The sequence below is a fragment of the Streptomyces sp. NPDC023541 genome (assembly GCF_055559995.1).
In genome coordinates, this window is record NZ_JBVHJO010000005.1 from 576,200 (window position 1) to 592,850 (window position 16,651).

Here is a 16,651-nt window from a genome sequence, read left to right on the forward strand (position 1 = left end):
TTGTCCGACCGTGTCCGGCCGCCTAAGCCGCTCACGTCGTACGACGCCTGCGCGCGCCCGGGCGGCGTTCGCTCGGGCGGAAGACCGTCTCGCCGGCTGCCTTGGCCGCCTCGCGGCGGGCCGCGCCGTACTCGGCGAGAGCCTCCGCCAGCTTCGACACCGACGGCTCCGGGGAGAGGACGTCGACCCGCAGGCCGTGCTCCTCGGCGGTCTTGGCCGTCGCCGGCCCGATGCACGCGATGACCGTCACGTTGTGCGGCTTGCCCGCGATGCCGACCAGGTTGCGGACGGTCGAGGACGACGTGAAGAGAACGGCGTCGAAGCCGCCGCCCTTGATCGCCTCGCGCGTGTCCGCCGGCGGCGGCGACGCGCGCACGGTCCGATAGGCGGTGACGTCGTCGACCTCCCACCCGAGCTCGATCAGCCCGGCGACCAGCGTCTCCGTGGCGATGTCGGCCCGCGGCAGGAAGACGCGGTCGATCGGGTCGAAGACCGGGTCGTACGGCGGCCAGTCCTCCAGCAGCCCGGCCGCGGACTGCTCGCCGCTCGGCACCAGGTCGGGCTTGACGCCGAACTCCACCAGCGCGGCCGCGGTCTGCTCGCCGACGGCGGCGACCTTGATGCCCGCGAAGGCGCGGGCGTCGAGCCCGTACTCCTCGAACTTCTCGCGGACGGCCTTCACGGCGTTGACCGAGGTGAAGGCGATCCACTCGTAGCGGCCCGTCACCAGGCCCTTCACCGCGCGTTCCATCTGCTGCGGGGTGCGCGGCGGCTCCACGGCGATGGTCGGCACCTCGTGCGGCACCGCGCCGTAGGAACGCAGCTGGTCGGAGAGCGAAGCGGCCTGTTCCTTGGTCCGCGGTACGAGGACCCGCCAGCCGAACAGCGGCTTCGACTCGAACCAGGACAGGTCCTCGCGGCGCGCGGCGGCGCCGTGCTCGCCGACCACGCATATGACGGGGCGGGCGCCCTCGGGCGAGGGCAGCACCTTGCCCTGCTTGAACACCTGGGCGATCGTGCCCAGGGTCGCGCACCAGGTCCGCTGCCGCGTCGTCGTGCCGGAGACCGTCACGGTCAGCGGGGTGTCGGGCTTGCGCCCGGCGCTCACCAGCTCGGCCGCGGCGGCCGAGACGGTCTCCAGGGTCGCGGAGACGACGAGGGTGCCGTCGCTGGTCCCGACCTCGCTCCAGCAGCGCGCCGAGGCGGTCTTCGCGTCGACGAACCGGACGTCCGCGCCCTGCTTGTCGCGCAGCGGAACACCGGCGTACGCGGGCACGCCGACGGCGGTCGCGACGCCGGGCACCACCTCGAAGGGGATTCCTTCGTTGGCGCACGCGAGCATCTCGTCGGCGGCGTTGCCGTCCAGTCCGGGGTCGCCGGTGACGGCACGCACGACCCGCCTGCCGGAGCGTGCGGCCTCCATGACAAGATTGGACGCGTCCCGGATCACCGGGACCCCGGCGGCTGCTGACACTTCGTCAGCTACCGTCAGCTGCGGCGTGTCGACACCCGCGCGCGCATGCGTCCGTACGACCTCGAGCACCTCGGGCTCCGCGATCAGTACGTCCGCGGCGGCGAGCGCCTCGACGGCGCGCAGCGTCAGCAGACCCGGGTCGCCCGGGCCGGCACCGAGGAAGGTGACGCGTCCGTGGGCGGCGACGGCCGGAAAAGCGGAGGTGGTCGGAATTGAGGGGTTCAAAGCGATCGCTCCCCCATCAGACCGGCCGCGCCCTTGGCCAGCATCTCGTCCGCGAGTTCGCGGCCGAGCGCCATGGCCTCGTCGTACGACTGGGGCACGGGACCGGTGGTGGACAGCTGCACCAGCGTCGAGCCGTCGAGGGTTCCGACGACGCCGCGCAGGCGCATTTCATTGACAATCCGTCCGTCGGCCAGCAGGTCGGCGAACGCGCCCACGGGTGCGCTGCAGCCGGCCTCCAGGGCGGCGAGCAGAGAACGCTCCGCGGTCACGGCGGCCCGGGTGTGCGGGTCGTCGAGCCGGCCGAGCGCGGCGACGAGGTCCGTGGAGGACGCGGGGCACTCCACGGCCAGGGCTCCCTGGCCGGGGGCGGGGAGGATGCTGTCGACGGACAGCAGCTCGGTGGCCTCGTCACCGCGGCCGATCCGGTTCAGGCCGGCGGCCGCCAGGACGACGGCGTCGAGTTCGCCGTCGCGGACGAATCCGATGCGGGTGTCGACGTTGCCGCGGATCGGGACGGTCTCGATCCGCTTGCCTTGCGAGCGCGCCAGGTGGTTGAGCTGGGCGGTGCGCCGCGGCGAGCCGGTACCGATGCGGGCGCCGTCGGGCAGCTGCTCGAAGGTCAGGCCGTCGCGGGCGACGAGCGCGTCGCGGGCGTCCTCGCGCCGCGGCATGGCCGCGATGACGAGGTCGTCGGGCTGCGCTGTCGGCAGGTCCTTCAGCGAGTGCACGGCGAAGTCGACCTCGCCGCGCAGCAGCGCGTCGCGCAGGGCGGTGACGAACACACCGGTCCCGCCGATCTGAGCGAGGTGCTCGCGCGAGACGTCGCCGTACGTCGTGATCTCCACGAGCTCGACGGGCCGGCCGGTGATCGCCCGGACCGCGTCGGCGACGTGCCCCGACTGGGACATGGCCAGCTTGCTCCGCCGCGTACCGAGCCGCAGCGGCTGGTCGGGACGTGTGTTCATGATGCCCGTCCTGGGTCGTCGTCGTTCTTCGGATCGGCCGCGTCCGCCCGGCTGACGGAAGCAACCGTCTGAGGGTCGAGGTCGAAGAGTTCGCGCAGCGCTTCGGCGTACCCGGCGCCGCCGGGCTCGCTCGCGAGCTGCTTGACGCGCACGGTCGGCGCGTGGAGGAGCTTGTCCACGACGCGGCGCACGGTCTGGGTGACTTCGGCGCGCTGTCGCTCGTCGAGGTCGGGGAGCCGTCCGTCGAGGCGGGCCACTTCCATGGCCACGACCTCGGCCGCCATGGCCCGCAGGGCGACGACGGTGGGCGTGATGTGCGCGGCCCGCTGCGCCGCACCGAAGGCGGCGACCTCCTGGGAGACGATGCCGCGCACGGCGTCGACGTCGGCCGCCATCGGGGCGTCCGCGGAGGCTTCCGCGAGGGACTCGATGTCCACGAGCCGCACGCCGGGGATCCGGTGCACGGCCGCGTCGATGTCCCTGGGCATGGCCAGGTCGAGCAGCGCGAGCCGGACGGCGGTCGCGTCGGTGTGCGTACGGGCACTCCTGCGGGGCTGCCGCTGTGCGGCGGCCTCGCCCTGGTCGGCCCAGGTCCCGTGCAGTTCGAGGGAGTTGGCGTCGACCCCGGTCAGCGCGGAGCGTCCGTCGGGCCCCACGGGGCACCCGTCGGCGTCGGCGTCCACGGGCGCGCTGATGGTCCGTGCCGCGCCCGCGTCGGCGAGCCGTCCGCCGGCCTCGGCGGCGGCGACCAGCCGGGCGAGCACGTCGGCGTCCAGCCCCGGCGGCGCCTGCACGGAACCGGTGGCGGCAGCCGAATCCAGCCTCGCCGGCGTTTGAGGCGCGGGGTCCGGGGCGGCGCCCCAGGACACGGCGGCGAGCACGTCGTCGGCGGTCAGCACGAGCCCGGTGGCCCCGGTGCAGGACACCACCACGTCGACTCGTGTCAGCTCATCGGCGACCTCGGCCATCGGGATGGCGGAAGCCCGCACACCCGTGCCTGAGGCAACCAGAATCTCCGCCAGCCGCTCCGCCCGCTCGGCGGTCCGGTTCGCCACGACGACCTCGGCGACGCCGACCCGCGCGAGGGTCGCCGCTGCGAGCGAGGACATCGATCCGGCGCCGATCACCAGGGCCCGCTTGCCGTGGGCCCACTCGCCGACCGGCGTGCGCACCGCGAGCTGCTCCAGGCCGAAGGTCACCAGCGACTGGCCGGCGCGGTCGATCCCGGTCTCGGAGTGCGCCCGCTTGCCGGCCCGCAGCGCCTGCTGGAACAGGTCGTTGATCAGCCGGCCGGCGGAGTGCAGCTCCTGGCCCAGCGCGAGGGCGTCCTTGATCTGACCGAGGATCTGCCCCTCGCCCACGACCATCGAGTCCAGTCCGCACGCCACCGAGAACAGGTGGTGCACCGCCCGGTCCTCGTAGTGGACGTACAGGTACGGGGTGAGCTCCTCCAGCGCGACACCGCTGTGCTGGGCGAGCAGCGTGGACAGCTCGGCGACGCCGGCGTGGAACTTGTCCACGTCCGCGTACAGCTCGATGCGGTTGCACGTGGCGAGCACCGTCGCCTCCGTCGCCGGCTCGGCGGCGAGGGTGTCGTGCAGCAGCTTGGTCTTGGCGTCGGCCGACAGCGAGGCGCGCTCCAGCACGCTCACGGGTGCGCTGCGGTGGCTCAGCCCGACGACGAGCAGGCTCATGCCGGCATCACCGCCGGGACGTCGCCCTCGGGGCCGCCCTTGCGCGCCTCGGCGGCGGTGCGCCCGGCCGGCGGCACGACGGCCGCGGCGGGTGCGGCGCCGCCCACGACGGAGCCCGGCTCGGAGGCTGCCGCGGCGGCCTCCTCGCCGGCCTTGCGCTGCTCGTGGAAGGCGAGGATCTGGAGCTCGATGGAGAGGTCGACCTTGCGCACGTCCACGCCGTCGGGCACGGACAGCACGGTGGGGGCGAAGTTCAGGATGGAGGTGACCCCGGCCGCGATCAGCCGCTCGCTGACCTGCTGTGCGGCGCCGGCGGGCGTCGCGATGACACCGATCGAGACACCGTTCTCCTCGATGATCTTCTCAAGGTCGTCGGTGTGCTGCACGGACATGCCGGCGACCGGCTTGCCGGCCATCGCCGGGTCGGCGTCGATGAGGGCCGCGACGCGGAAGCCGCGCGCGGAGAAGCCGCCGTAGTTGGCCAGGGCGGCGCCGAGGTTACCGATGCCGACGATGACGACCGGCCAGTCCTGGGTCAGGCCGAGCTCGCGCGAGATCTGGTAGACGAGGTACTCGACGTCGTAGCCGACGCCGCGGGTGCCGTAGGAACCCAGGTACGAGAAGTCCTTGCGCAGCTTGGCGGAGTTGACTCCGGCCGCGGCCGCGAGCTCCTCGGAGGACACCGTGGGGACCGATCGCTCGGAGAGCGCGGTCAGGGCACGCAAGTACAGCGGAAGCCGGGCGACAGTGGCCTCGGGAATACCTCGGCTGCGGGTCGCCGGTCGGTGAGTTCGGCCAGTTGCCACGATGCTCCTGCGGGATGAGCGGGGCTGCAGGCGGCCTCTTGTCCCAGGACCGCCCCGTCGATAGCAGGCTATGCCTTTGTGAACGCGTGCACAAAGATTGTGTCCGCTTTGTCCGGCCAAAGTGACCGGGGTCACGCGACATCGGCACGCAATCCCGGAACCGACGGCACGCCGAACCCGTTCAAATACCAAAGGGGGCAAAACCGTGCACACTCCTCACAGATACGCCCCCAGACCCCACAAATCGCCCATGATGGTAACCGGGAAGAGGGTCAGCCACCCAACGCCCGCCGAAGGCGGTCCGGGTTCACCCTCCAGAAGGTGTGCTGTTCGCCGTCAACCAGGACCACCGGAATCTGCTCCCAGTGGAGCCGGTAGAGCTCCTCGTCCTGCGAGATGTCCTTCTTCTCCCACTGTGCACCGGTCTCGGCGCACACCTTCGCGACGACCTCCTCGGCCTCGTCGCACAGATGGCACCCCGGCTTCCCGATGAGGGTCACCATCCGCTCGCCGGGGCTCTTCTTCTCTTTGCGGCGCAACAAAGGGCTCATGCCCCCATTCTCCCGCGCCCGCCCGGCCGCTCGGACGAGCCGGCCCGCCGCGCCCGGTGGCGCCGCGAAGAGTTAACGCCTCCGTTTCCCACCGGTTCGGGAACTCCCGAACACAGTGGCTATGCTCGCGTCATGGCCGCTCTCGGATGGCTCCCCACTCGCAGGCGCTCCGCCACCGCACGCAGCGTGCTGGCAGGCGAGGCCTCGGCCGAAGCCGCCCGCAAGACCGCGCAGGCCGGGGCCGACCGGCTCACCGAAGCCGAGGCCGAGGAAGCCGACCTCGACCTCCTCGAAGAACGGCAAGCGGAAGAAGGCCCCGCCGAGCCCGTCTTCCCCGTGGCCGGTGACGACCTCGCCGCCGCCTTCTTCGACCTCGACAACACCGTCATGCAGGGCGCCGCGATCTTCCACTTCGGCCGCGGCCTCTACAAGCGCGAGTTCTTCCGGCGCCGCGAACTCGCCCGCTTCGCCTGGCAGCAGGCCTGGTTCCGGCTCGCCGGGGTCGAGGACCCCGAGCACATGCAGGACGCCCGCGACAGCGCCCTGTCCATCGTCAAGGGCCACAAGGTCTCCGAGCTGATGGCGATCGGCGAGGAGATCTACGACGAGTACATGGCCGAGCGGATCTGGCCGGGCACCCGCGCCCTGGCCCAGGCCCACCTCGACGCCGGCCAGAAGGTGTGGCTGGTCACCGCCGCCCCGGTGGAGACGGCCACGATCATCGCCCGGCGGCTGGGCCTGACCGGCGCCCTGGGCACCGTCGCCGAGTCAGTCGACGGCGTCTACACCGGCCGCCTGGTCGGCGAGCCGCTGCACGGCCCCGCCAAGGCCGAGGCGGTCCGCGCCCTCGCCGCCGCCGAGGGCCTCGAACTCGAACGCTGCGCCGCCTACAGCGATTCGCACAACGACATCCCGATGCTGTCACTGGTCGGACATCCGTACGCGATCAATCCCGACACAAAACTGCGCAAGCATGCCCAGACCAACGACTGGCGGCTGCGCGACTATCGGACCGGCCGCAAGGCCGTGAAGGTCGGCGTCCCGGCGGCGGCCGGAGTCGGCGCGATCGCGGGCGGCGCGGCCGCGGCCATCGCCCTGCACCGACGCCGCAAGTAGCCGCTCCGGGCCCAGGACCAGGCCACAACTCGCCCGCACCGCACCCCCGGACGCCGGCGCCGCACGCGCGCCCTGCCACGGGCATACGCTCACCTCTACCCGCGCCCCGGGCGCGGCACTCCGCCCTGCCCGACTCGGTCGCGGGCCCCCTTTGAAGCGTCCATTCCGCGCACCCAAGTGATCAACAATCGATCACCAACCGCGACCGAATATGCCCTCGACACGCAACAGAAGTGTCGGAACCGGTGATTTGAGCAACTGGGTGTAGTGCTGCCTGTACGAAGCGTTATTCTCCTCAAACGCATGCCACCGGCCATCTGTCGCCACGACGGGTGAACGGTTCCGCACTGCACGTGATGGAAGCTCTGCCTCTGGGAGTCCCGTGTACCCACCTGTCGGGGTTGACGCCTCGGGCCTGGCTCAGCTGCGCGCAACGGTCCTCGACCACCTGCGCGGCTTCGTCCCCACCGCGTACACCGCCCCCGCCTTCGCCGCCGCGGTTCCTGCCGGCCTCGGCCCGGCCGGTCCCTGCTACGCCCTGACCGACGGCGGGGCGACGGTGGGCAGACGAGGCCGCTCGGCGGCCGGCGGCTCGAACGGCGCAGCCGGCACGAGCACCCAGGCCGCCCCCCGCCGCCCCCTTGCGGACAGCGACCAGGCCCGCATGATGGACCTGGTCGAACGCGCCCAGGCCGGAGAGGCCGAGGCCTTCGGCCGCCTCTACGACCAGTACAGCGACACGGTCTACCGCTACATCTACTACCGCGTCGGCGGCAAGGCGACCGCGGAGGACCTCACCAGCGAGACGTTCCTTCGCGCCCTGCGCCGCATCTCCACCTTCACCTGGCAGGGTCGCGACTTCGGCGCCTGGCTCGTGACGATCGCCCGCAACCTGGTGGCGGACCACTTCAAGTCCAGCCGCTTCAGGCTGGAGGTGACCACAGGGGAGATGCTCGACGCCAACGAGGTGGAGCGCAGCCCCGAGGACTCCGTCCTGGAGTCCCTTTCCAACGCGGCCCTGCTGGAAGCCGTACGGAAGCTGAATCCGCAGCAGCAGGAGTGCGTGACCCTGCGCTTCCTGCAGGGCCTCTCGGTCGCCGAGACGGCCAGGGTGATGGGGAAGAACGAGGGCGCCATCAAGACGCTCCAGTACCGGGCCGTCCGCACCCTGGCCCGCCTCCTCCCCGAAGACGCCCGCTGACGGACCTGTCCAGACAACACCAACCGACCTCACATCCGGTGACCCCTCGATGACGCTGTGGTCCGATCATCCTTCGTCCGTAACCCAACTGCCGCGACGCTCGTTGTGCGGAATGCAGGCTCCCTGTGGACACGCCCTGCCTGAAGCCGCTCACTCGAAAGTGTGGATGTGCTCAAGGAAGGCAACCTTCCGGACACCTTGGGGAGTCGATCGTCATGACGAGAGGAGGTGCCGCCAGTGATCGCGAACGTGACCCCGCACCGGCGGGCGAACGCCTTCGCCCAGGCCCTGGAGGATCGGAACCCATCCGACCTTTCGGAACCGGACCCGGCGGCCGAGCAGTCCGAGGCACCTGCCGAACCTGCTGACCACGACCGGTTGTTGGCCCTGGCGAGCGTGCTCGGCGAACGGATGCCGCGCCCAGTGCTGGACCCCGAGGTCAAAGTGGTGCAGCGGGCGCAGCTCGTTGCCGCCATGGAGGCCATGGTGCTGGAGGAGAGGGCCGGGGGCGGTGCCGCCTCGGACCCTCTGATGCCCGAGCAGCGGACCGGCCGCGGCGCCCACCGGGCGACCCCGCTCCGGAAATTGCGGCCCCGCTCCCGCTGGTCCAAGGGCATCGCAGCGGGCGGCCTCACCGTGGGTGTGGCCGCGGGGGCCTTCAGCGGAGTGGCCGCTGCCAGTTCCGACGCCCTGCCCGGTGACCACCTCTACCCCGTGAAGCGGGGCATGGAGGACTTGAAGCTGGGCATGGCCGACGACGACGCCGAGCGCGGAGAGCTCTATCTCGACCGGGCCTCCAACCGTCTCTCGGAGGCCCGCAGGCTGATGGAGCGCGGCCGGACGGGCACCCTGGACCACGAGTCCCTGGGCGCGATCCGGCGGGCGCTCTCGGGCGTCAAGCACGACGCGGAGGAAGGCCACCGCCTCCTCCAGGCCGCGTACGACCGGGACGGCTCCCTCGGCCCGATCCAGACGCTGTCGTCGTTCTCCCGCTCCCACCGCGACGCCTGGGGCAAGCTGCGCGAAAAGCTGCCCGTGCAGCTCACCGACATCGGCGGCGAAGTGGAATCCGTCTTCCAGGCCATAGACGAAGACGTGGCACCGCTCCAGGGCCTGCTCCCCAAGCCGCCCGAGCAGACCCGTGGCGGCACCGGTTCGACGGGATCCCCCGCCAAGCCGGAAACGCCCGGCGGTGCCAAGCAGTCCAGCCCGGCAGCGGGCACGCCGTCGGGCAACAGCCCCGCGCCGTCCCCCTCGGGCAGCACGCGGCCACCGGCCGACGGCGGCCTCCTCGGCGGTACGGGCGACCTGCTCAGCCCGCCCGCGGGGCAGTCGGCACAGCCCTCCGCAGGCACCCCGGAGAACCCGAAGCCGGAGATCACCCTCCCGCCCCTGCTCCCGGGTCTCCTCCCGGGCCTGGGCCTCGGCGCGGAGGACGCGGAGTAGGGACGCCGGCGGAGACGGTGGTGGGCCGGGGCGGTGCAGCCCCGGCCCACCACCGTCAGAAGAACACCGACCTGCGCTGCACCAGCAGCTTGTAGAGCGTGTGCTGGATCTGCTCCCGCACCTGGTCCGTCAGGTTGAACATCAGCATCGGGTCTTCGGCCGCCTCCGCGGCGTACCCGTCGGTCGGGATCGGCTCACCGAACTGGATCGTCCACTTCGTCGGCAGCGGCACCGCCCCCAGCGGCCCAAGCCACGGGAAGGTGGGCGTGATCGGGAAGTACGGGATCCCCAGCAGCCGCGCCAGCGTCTTCGCGTTGCCGACCATGGGGTAGATCTCCTCCGCCCCTACGATCGAGCAGGGCACGATCGGCGTGCCCGCCCGCAGCGCCGTCGACACGAACCCGCCGCGCCCGAACCGCTGGAGCTTGTACCGGTCCCCGAACGGCTTCCCTATCCCCTTGAAGCCCTCCGGCATGACGCCGACCAGCTCCCCGGCCTCCAGCAGCCGCTGCGCGTCCTCCGCGCACGCCAGGGTGTGCCCCGCCTTGCGGGCCAGCTCGTTGACCACCGGCAGCATGAACACCAGGTCCGCCGCCAGCAGCCGCAGGTGACGCTCCGCCGGGTGCTGATCGTGCACCGCCACCTGGAGCATCAGCCCGTCCAGCGGCAGCGTCCCGGAGTGGTTCGCCACGATCAGCGCGCCGCCCTCGGCCGGGATGTTCTCGATGCCCTTGACCTCGACCCGGAAGTACTTGTCGTACAGCGGCCGCATCAGGGACATCAGGACCTGGTCCGTCAGCTCCTTGTCGTAGCCGAAGTCGTCGACCTCGTACTCCCCGGTGACCCGCCGGCGCAGGAACGCCAGGCCGCCGGCGATCCGCCGGTCCCAGACGTCACCGCGCTCCACCGGGGCCGCCTCCGGCTCCGGCGCGGGAGCCGGCACCTCCATCGGCGGCTCCTGCACGACCGGCTCGGCCGCCTGCACCGACCGCACCCGGCGGGGCATCCGCCGGCGCGGCCGGTCCTCGTCGAACGGAATGACCTTGGCGTCCGCCACTATCGTCTCGCTCCCTCAACCGTGTCGACGTCGTCCCGCGGGCCCCCCGCGTCCAGGATGGCCGCCACCCGGTCCACGGCCCGCCCGACCCGCTCGGGCGGCAGCAGCCCGTTGCCCCGGCTCCGCGCGAAGTCCGCAAAGGTCTCGGTGGTCGTGTAGAGCGGCTCGAAGCCGAGGACCTCGCGCATCTGCGTGGTCTCCACGACCCGGCCGTGCGTGAGCAGCCTCATCTGCTCGGCCGAGAAATCGGTGACCCCGACCGCCCGCAGCGCGGACCCCACCCAGGTGAGCGCGGGCAGCAGCAGCGGCAGCGTGGGCCGCCCCAGCCGCCGCGAGCACTGCGACAGCAGCAGCACGCCGTCACCCGCGATGTTGAAGGTCCCGCTGTTCAGCGTCCCGCGCCGGGGCTCCCGCGCGGCCAGCCGCAGCACCTCCAGCACGTCGTCCTCGTGCACGAACTGCAGCCGCGGGTCGTAGCCCAGCACGGTCGGCATCACCGGCATCGAGAAGTACTCGGCGAGCGCCGAATCGGCGAAGGGCCCCAGGATGTTCGCGAACCGCAGCACGCACACCGCGACGTCCGGCCGCCGGCGCGCGAAGCCCCGTACGTACCCCTCGACCTCGGCGGCGTCCTTGGCGAAGCCGCCCGACGGCAGCGACTTCGGCTGGGTCGTCTCCGTGAAGACGGCCGGATCCCGCGGGGTGCCCCCGTACACGCTGGTACTGGACTTCACCACGAGCCGCCGTACCGTCGGCGACTTCTGGCAGGCGCCGAGGAGCTGCATCGTCCCGATGACGTTGGTCTCCTTGACGGCGCTGTGCGCGCCGCCCGCGACCGGCCGGCCACCGGTGACCGCCAGATGGACCACCGTGTCCACCACGTGCTCGGCAAGGACCCTGGCGATCGACGACTGCCGGATGTCCGTACGCACGAACTCCGCCGACCCCAGCCGGTGCGGCGGTGCCACGGCGTCCACCGCGATCACCCGCTCGACCTCCGGGTCGCGCTGGATGCGCCGCACGAAGCGGCCGCCCAGCTGCCGGGCAGCCCCGGTGACGAGTACGACCTTCCCCACGAGCTCAGCGCCTCCCTCGAAGAAGTACCCGGCTGCACCGCAGCCCCTCCACCAAGGATGGTGGAGGGGCTGCGGAGAAACACGTACAGCTGCCGTTTACTTCTTGTTACGGCGCTGGACGCGGGTGCACTTGAGCAGCTTGCGGTGCTTCTTCTTCGCCATCCGCTTGCGCCGCTTCTTGATAACAGAGCCCACGACTACCCTCGCTCACTTCTCTTCACTGGTGCGGGGCGTCTGGGCCCACACGACCTACGTCGGCCTAGCCTACCCGCCCAAGCTCCGAGCCCGTAATCCGACTGCTTCCCAGGGGTTACGAAGGCGTCATGACCCGTCAGTCTCAGGCCGACTCCACCCCCACATAGGACTCTCGGAGGTACTCGTGGACCGCGTTCTCGGGGACCCGGAAGGACCGGCCCACCCGGATTGCGGGCAGATGACCGTTGTGCACCAGCCGGTACACGGTCATCTTCGACACTCGCATCACCGAGGCGACCTCCGCCACGGTCAGGAACTGAACCTCACTGAGAGGCCTCTCGCCAGCAGCCATGACACACCTTGACCTTCCGCGCATGACGGGCACCGGCTTCCCCTCCGGTTACTCCTCGTCGTCGCACGCTCACTCCCCAGAGTAGGGGCGCGTGATACGAGTGGGGAAGAGGAGCTGCGGCCACTCCTGTCATCCCGTCAGACACGCCCGGCCCAACACGTACCGGGCAAGCGGACGGTAGTAGTCCGATCGCACGGCATCATCAAGCGGAACGGCCACCGCGACCCGCCCCTCGGCCTCCCCGACGAACAGAGCGGGATCGTCCGTGTCGGCCAGCCCGATCGCCTCCACGCCGAGCTGACCTGCGCCGCAGACCCATCCGTGATCACCCACCACCAGGTCCGGGAGGGGCCCACCGGCCTCCGCGAGGGCCCCCAGCGCCATCCGAACCGGCAGGGGTGAATGGCTGTGCACGCCGGTCGCACTACCCGGCGCCCGCGCGCCGGGTTCCCGCACCAGCGCGACCCCCCGTACGTAGTCGATGCAGTGCGTGCGTACGCCGAACCGGGTCGCCATGTCGACACACACCCCCTGCGCCGGTGTGAGGACAACACATCCCGCCGCCGACATCGCCTCGGCCAAACCGGCGTAGAAGCCCAGGAGCCGATGCGGATGCCCCGTCCCGAACAGCACGCGCGACCGCGCCCTCGCTGCCTCCCGCAGCCGCCCCGCGAACGCCTCCAGTGCGGCCATCGTCCGCTCCGGATCGATCACGTCCGGCCCGCTGACGTGCGAAGGATCCGCCGAGACACCGCACTTGTCCGCCATCAGCCCCAGCAGGTCACCCTCACCCCAGCCCCCCTCGGGATCCAGCCCCAGCAGCACCCGCGGGTCCCGCGCCGCGAACAGCCGGTAACTGCGCAGGCTCTCCTCCCGGGAGGTGGCGACGGGCCCGGCCAACCGGGCGGCCAGCAGATGCGCACGCAGCGCGCCGGTGCTCAACACCCTCCGATGCTCCCCCACCACATATGTCGGGGCATCAATTCCGGCGAACAGCCCCACAGTTGGCGTAACGATGCATCACGGACCGCACCGGCACCCCGCGGTCAAGTCAACATGCCGCGCAGCGGGAAGACCGCCCGTCGCGTGGCCAGAACGGCCTGATCCGTGCGGTCCGCCGGGTCGTAGCCCGCGTCCCAGTCCCGCCACGACGGACTGCGCCCGTCGGTCATCCGCCCCGGCGCCCATTGCCGCGTCCGCGCGTACACCTCCTCGCGCCACGAAGCGGGGACCGCCGCCTGCGGGTCCACCGGCCGGTGCGCGGCGACCGCCACCAGATGCGTCCACGACCGCGGTACGACGTCCACCACCGCGTACCCGCCACCTCCCAGCGCCAGCCACCGCCCGTCCGCGTACTCGTGCGCCAGCCCGTGACAGGCCTCCTGCACGGCCCGCTGGGCGTCCAGGGACACCGCCAGGTGCGCGAGGGGGTCCTCGAAGTGCGTGTCGGCGCCGTGCTGGGTCACCAGTACCTGCGGCCGGAAGTCCGCCAGCAGCTCCGGCACCGTCGCGTGGAACGCCCGCAGCCACCCCTCGTCCCCGGTACCGGCCGGCAGCGCCACGTTCACCGCCGCTCCCTCCGCCGCCGGACCGCCCGTCTCCTCCGGCCAGCCGGTCTGCGGGAAGAGCGTCCGCGGATGCTCGTGCAGCGAGACGGTCAGCACCCGCGGGTCGTCCCAGAAGGCCGCCTGCACTCCGTCCCCGTGATGGACGTCCACGTCCACGTACGCGACCCGCTCCGCCCCCAGCTCCAGCAGCCGGGCGATGGCCAGCGACGCGTCGTTGTACACGCAGAACCCGGCCGCCCCGCCCGGCATGGCGTGGTGGAGTCCGCCGGCGAAGTTCACCGCGTGCTCGGCCTCGCCGCGCCAGATCGCCTCCGCGCCCGCCACGGACTGCCCCGCGATCAGCGCGGACGCCTCGTGCATCCCCCGGAAGGCCGGATCGTCCATCGTGCCCAGCCCGTACGAACCGTCCGCGACGCCGGGGTCTGCCGAGACCTCGCGCACAGCGGCGACGTAGTCCTCCCGGTGGACGAGCCTCAGCGTCGAGTCCCCGGCCGCCGGGGCCGCCCGTACCTCCATCGCCCGGTCCAGACCGAAGGCGCGCACCAGGCCCATGGTCAGCGCCAGGCGCACCGGGTCCATCGGATGGCCCGGTCCGAAGTCATACCCCGTTACCGCCTCGTCCCACATCAACAGCCCGGTCACCGGCTCGCCGCTCATGGTCGACACCGTATCGGGCGTCCCGCGGCCCGAACGAGCGGGCATGGAACAGCGTGATCAGCACGAGGACCATCGGCACCAGCATCGCGCCCCGGTAGCTCCAGGCGTCGCCGATCGCGCCGACGAGCGGCGAGCCGATCAGGAACCCGACGTAGTTGAAGATATTCAGCCGCGCGACCGCCGTGTCGGAGGCCCCGGGGAACAGCCGCCCCGCCGCCGCGAAGGTCTGCGGCACGATCACGCACAGCCCGACCCCCAGCAGCGTGAAACCGAGCATCCCCGTCCACACTCCCGGCGCGGCCGCCACGACGGCGAACCCGCAGGCGGCGAGCAGCGCCCCGCCGCGCACCACGGCCACGGCTCCCAACCGCCGCACGCCCAGGTCCCCGACGGCCCGCCCCACGAGGGTCGTCACCATGTAGACGTTGTAGGGGACGGTCGCCGTCTGCTCGGAACTCCCGAGCACGTCCTGGAGGTACTTGGCACTCCAGTTCGCGACCGTCGAGTCCCCGATGTACGCGCACGCCATCACCAGGCACAGCGGCAGCAGGAGCGCGAACCCCCCGGCGCCCAGCCCCTTCTCCGGCAGGCCCTCCGGCCCGGTCCGGTCCGCGCGGTCCGCCCGGTCCACGTAGGACCGGCTCCCCACGAGCACCAGCGGCAACAGCACGGCCACGGCCGGCAGGTAGCCGACGAACAGGCCCAGGTGCGCGTGCGCCCCGTACCAGGCAGCCGACGCCCCCAGGATCCCGCCCAGGCTGTACGCGGCGTGGAAGCCCAGCATGATGCTGCGCCCGTACGCCCGCTGCAGGCTGACCCCGAGCATGTTCATCGAGGCGTCCAGCGCCCCCACCGACAGCCCGAACGCCCCGAGGGCCACCGCCACGTGCCACAGCCGCTCGCCGGCCCCCACCCCGAGCAGGGACAGCAGGACCACCGGCTGGGCCCACCGCAGTACGACACTGGGCGCGACCCGTTTGACCAGGTGCTCGGTGCCGACGCTCGCCACGCCTGCGAGGACCGGGACGGCGGCGAGGAAGACGGGCAGCAGCCCGTCGGATATCCCGTACCGGTCCTGGATGGCCGGGATCCGGGTGACAAGCAGGGCGAAGGTGACGCCCTGCACGAAGAAGCTGAAGCCCAGGGCGCCGCGGCCGCCGCGCAGCCGCACATCATCCGTCATGGCGGGTCAGCGTAGGCCCCGGTGCTACCCGTGGGTAGAGAGATCACACGGGGAGTTGCAGGAGCAGCGGGAGCTGCATCATGTCGCCGAAGTACCCGGTGGCTCCGGGAAGCTCGTCCGCGGGCAGCAACGCCGTGTACCCGTACACGTCCATCCCGGCGGACACGGCGGCCCGGACCCCGCGGGGGCTGTCCTCGATGACGACGCACCGCGCGGGCTCGACGCCCATCTGCCGTGCGGCGTGCAGGTAGAGGTCGGGCGCAGGCTTTCCGAGGCCCACGTCGTCCGCGCTGAAGATCCACTCTTCTTCGAACCACCCGTCGAGGCCGGCCACCCGGTGCCCGACACGGATCCGCTCGTGACCGCTGGAGGAGACCAGGCAGTACCCGATCCCGTGGGCGGTCAGCGCGCCGAGGACCTCTTCCACTCCGGGGACGGGCTTCAGCTCCTGCTCGAACGCGGCGCAGATCCGCGCGTGCAGTGTCTCGTCGAAGTCCGCCGGCAGCCGCTGCCCGGTCCGCTCAAGGACGAGCTCGTGCACGCGGCGCACGGCGGCCCCCATGTAGTCGCGGACCGACTCCTCGTAGGTGGTCGGGTGCCCCAGCTCGGTGAGGTACCCGGCGAGGACGTTGCTGGCGAGCGGCTCGCTGTCCACCAGCACGCCGTCGTTGTCGAAGATGACAAGGTCGTAGCCCATACACCCACATTACGGAGGAAAGGGATGTGAAGCGGTTCCGCCGTGCCCACCCCCGGCACCGGGTCACCCGACCGGCCCGTGAACGCAGAAAAGCCCCGCACCAGAAGGTGCGGGGCTTTCCCACAATGATTGTTCGGCGGCGTCCTACTCTCCCACAGGGTCCCCCCTGCAGTACCATCGGCGCTGAAAGGCTTAGCTTCCGGGTTCGGAATGTAACCGGGCGTTTCCCTAACGCTATGACCACCGAAACACTATGAAATTTGAACGCTGGCATGAACACAGCTGTTCGTTATTTCAGAACTAACACAGTGGACGCGAGCAACTGAGGACAAGCCCTCGGCCTATTAGTACCAGTCAGCTCCACCCGTTACCGGGCTTCCACATCTGG

The 16,651-nt window shown here is 71.5% G+C and carries 16 protein-coding genes and 1 rRNA gene; 3 read left to right on the top strand and 14 right to left on the bottom strand.

The features are described from left to right. Positions 1–31: 31 nt before the first annotated feature. The 5 genes from ACZ3X1_RS16300 to ACZ3X1_RS16320 all read right to left on the bottom strand — a co-directional run bounded on the left by ACZ3X1_RS16300 (position 32) and on the right by ACZ3X1_RS16320 (position 5,715). Positions 32–1,699, bottom strand: coding sequence for a bifunctional uroporphyrinogen-III C-methyltransferase/uroporphyrinogen-III synthase (locus tag ACZ3X1_RS16300; RefSeq protein ID WP_356815471.1), 1,668 nt, complete (start codon positions 1,697–1,699; stop codon positions 32–34). Continuing rightward, positions 1,696–2,664 (bottom strand): hydroxymethylbilane synthase, encoded by a 969-nt coding sequence (gene hemC, locus ACZ3X1_RS16305; RefSeq protein WP_356815473.1) that lies wholly within the window; start codon positions 2,662–2,664, stop codon positions 1,696–1,698. Before hemC ends, ACZ3X1_RS16300 begins: the two co-directional genes overlap by 4 nt. Then, entirely contained in the window at positions 2,661–4,358 is a 1,698-nt protein-coding gene (locus tag ACZ3X1_RS16310) for a glutamyl-tRNA reductase (RefSeq protein ID WP_356815475.1), read from the bottom strand. Before ACZ3X1_RS16310 ends, hemC begins: the two co-directional genes overlap by 4 nt. Further along, positions 4,355–5,164 (bottom strand): redox-sensing transcriptional repressor Rex, encoded by an 810-nt coding sequence (locus ACZ3X1_RS16315; protein WP_362632107.1) that lies wholly within the window; start codon positions 5,162–5,164, stop codon positions 4,355–4,357. Before ACZ3X1_RS16315 ends, ACZ3X1_RS16310 begins: the two co-directional genes overlap by 4 nt. 272 nt (positions 5,165–5,436) lie before the next feature. Further along, positions 5,437–5,715, bottom strand: a complete 279-nt coding sequence (locus ACZ3X1_RS16320; protein ID WP_031155320.1) for a glutaredoxin family protein — start codon at positions 5,713–5,715, stop codon at positions 5,437–5,439. A 132-nt stretch (positions 5,716–5,847) separates the two neighbouring features. On the opposite strand from ACZ3X1_RS16320, the gene ACZ3X1_RS16325 reads away from it, so the two are divergent. The 3 genes from ACZ3X1_RS16325 to ACZ3X1_RS16335 all read left to right on the top strand — a co-directional run bounded on the left by ACZ3X1_RS16325 (position 5,848) and on the right by ACZ3X1_RS16335 (position 9,478). Further along, entirely contained in the window at positions 5,848–6,831 is a 984-nt protein-coding gene (locus ACZ3X1_RS16325; protein WP_356815739.1) for an HAD family hydrolase, read from the top strand. 382 nt (positions 6,832–7,213) lie between these two features. Then, complete coding sequence (locus tag ACZ3X1_RS16330) at positions 7,214–8,032, top strand: ECF subfamily RNA polymerase sigma factor, BldN family (RefSeq protein ID WP_030833467.1); 819 nt, start codon at positions 7,214–7,216, stop codon at positions 8,030–8,032. 237 nt (positions 8,033–8,269) lie between these two features. Then, positions 8,270–9,478: a DUF5667 domain-containing protein gene (locus ACZ3X1_RS16335; RefSeq protein ID WP_467280044.1), complete on the top strand. Its 1,209-nt coding sequence runs from the start codon at positions 8,270–8,272 to the stop codon at positions 9,476–9,478. A gap of 55 nt (positions 9,479–9,533) precedes the next feature. On the opposite strand, the gene ACZ3X1_RS16340 is transcribed toward ACZ3X1_RS16335, so the two are convergent. The 9 genes from ACZ3X1_RS16340 to rrf all read right to left on the bottom strand — a co-directional run bounded on the left by ACZ3X1_RS16340 (position 9,534) and on the right by rrf (position 16,511). Further along, positions 9,534–10,535, bottom strand: coding sequence for a lysophospholipid acyltransferase family protein (locus ACZ3X1_RS16340; protein WP_356815736.1), 1,002 nt, complete (start codon positions 10,533–10,535; stop codon positions 9,534–9,536). Continuing rightward, the gene (locus ACZ3X1_RS16345) at positions 10,535–11,611 is read right to left on the bottom strand and encodes an NAD-dependent epimerase/dehydratase family protein (protein WP_467280045.1); all 1,077 of its coding nucleotides are present in this window, start codon (positions 11,609–11,611) and stop codon (positions 10,535–10,537) included. Before ACZ3X1_RS16345 ends, ACZ3X1_RS16340 begins: the two co-directional genes overlap by 1 nt. Positions 11,612–11,707: 96 nt before the next feature. Beyond that, on the bottom strand, positions 11,708–11,806 hold the full coding sequence (locus ACZ3X1_RS16350; RefSeq protein ID WP_467280046.1) for a 30S ribosomal protein bS22: 99 nt from the start codon (positions 11,804–11,806) through the stop codon (positions 11,708–11,710). A gap of 142 nt (positions 11,807–11,948) precedes the next feature. Beyond that, positions 11,949–12,158, bottom strand: a complete 210-nt coding sequence (locus ACZ3X1_RS16355) for a helix-turn-helix domain-containing protein (RefSeq protein WP_008738568.1) — start codon at positions 12,156–12,158, stop codon at positions 11,949–11,951. Positions 12,159–12,287: 129 nt separating this feature from the next. Then, the gene (locus ACZ3X1_RS16360; RefSeq protein WP_467280058.1) at positions 12,288–13,103 is read right to left on the bottom strand and encodes a phosphatase; all 816 of its coding nucleotides are present in this window, start codon (positions 13,101–13,103) and stop codon (positions 12,288–12,290) included. A gap of 101 nt (positions 13,104–13,204) precedes the next feature. Continuing rightward, positions 13,205–14,353 (bottom strand): acetoin utilization protein AcuC, encoded by a 1,149-nt coding sequence (locus ACZ3X1_RS16365; protein WP_467280059.1) that lies wholly within the window; start codon positions 14,351–14,353, stop codon positions 13,205–13,207. Then, entirely contained in the window at positions 14,325–15,566 is a 1,242-nt protein-coding gene (locus tag ACZ3X1_RS16370; RefSeq protein WP_356815732.1) for an MFS transporter, read from the bottom strand. Before ACZ3X1_RS16370 ends, ACZ3X1_RS16365 begins: the two co-directional genes overlap by 29 nt. A 43-nt stretch (positions 15,567–15,609) precedes the next feature. Beyond that, positions 15,610–16,263 carry an HAD family hydrolase gene (locus ACZ3X1_RS16375; RefSeq protein WP_356815731.1) on the bottom strand — a complete coding sequence of 218 codons (654 nt, stop codon included), beginning with the start codon at positions 16,261–16,263 and terminating at the stop codon, positions 15,610–15,612. 131 nt (positions 16,264–16,394) lie between these two features. After that, positions 16,395–16,511, bottom strand: a 5S ribosomal RNA gene (gene rrf / locus ACZ3X1_RS16380). Positions 16,512–16,651: the final 140 nt, after the last annotated feature.

Excerpts from the sequence above, each read along its gene's own strand:
- ACZ3X1_RS16365 (WP_467280059.1), bottom strand. The coding sequence starts at position 14,353 with ATGTGGGACGAGGCGGTAACGGGGTATGACTTCGGACCGGGCCATCCG.
- ACZ3X1_RS16355 (WP_008738568.1), bottom strand. The coding sequence starts at position 12,158 with ATGGCTGCTGGCGAGAGGCCTCTCAGTGAGGTTCAGTTCCTGACCGTG.
- ACZ3X1_RS16375 (WP_356815731.1), bottom strand. The coding sequence starts at position 16,263 with ATGGGCTACGACCTTGTCATCTTCGACAACGACGGCGTGCTGGTGGAC.
- ACZ3X1_RS16325 (WP_356815739.1), top strand. The coding sequence starts at position 5,848 with ATGGCCGCTCTCGGATGGCTCCCCACTCGCAGGCGCTCCGCCACCGCA.
- ACZ3X1_RS16370 (WP_356815732.1), bottom strand. The coding sequence starts at position 15,566 with ATGACGGATGATGTGCGGCTGCGCGGCGGCCGCGGCGCCCTGGGCTTC.
- ACZ3X1_RS16310 (WP_356815475.1), bottom strand. The coding sequence starts at position 4,358 with ATGAGCCTGCTCGTCGTCGGGCTGAGCCACCGCAGCGCACCCGTGAGC.
- hemC (WP_356815473.1), bottom strand. The coding sequence starts at position 2,664 with ATGAACACACGTCCCGACCAGCCGCTGCGGCTCGGTACGCGGCGGAGC.
- ACZ3X1_RS16320 (WP_031155320.1), bottom strand. The coding sequence starts at position 5,715 with ATGAGCCCTTTGTTGCGCCGCAAAGAGAAGAAGAGCCCCGGCGAGCGG.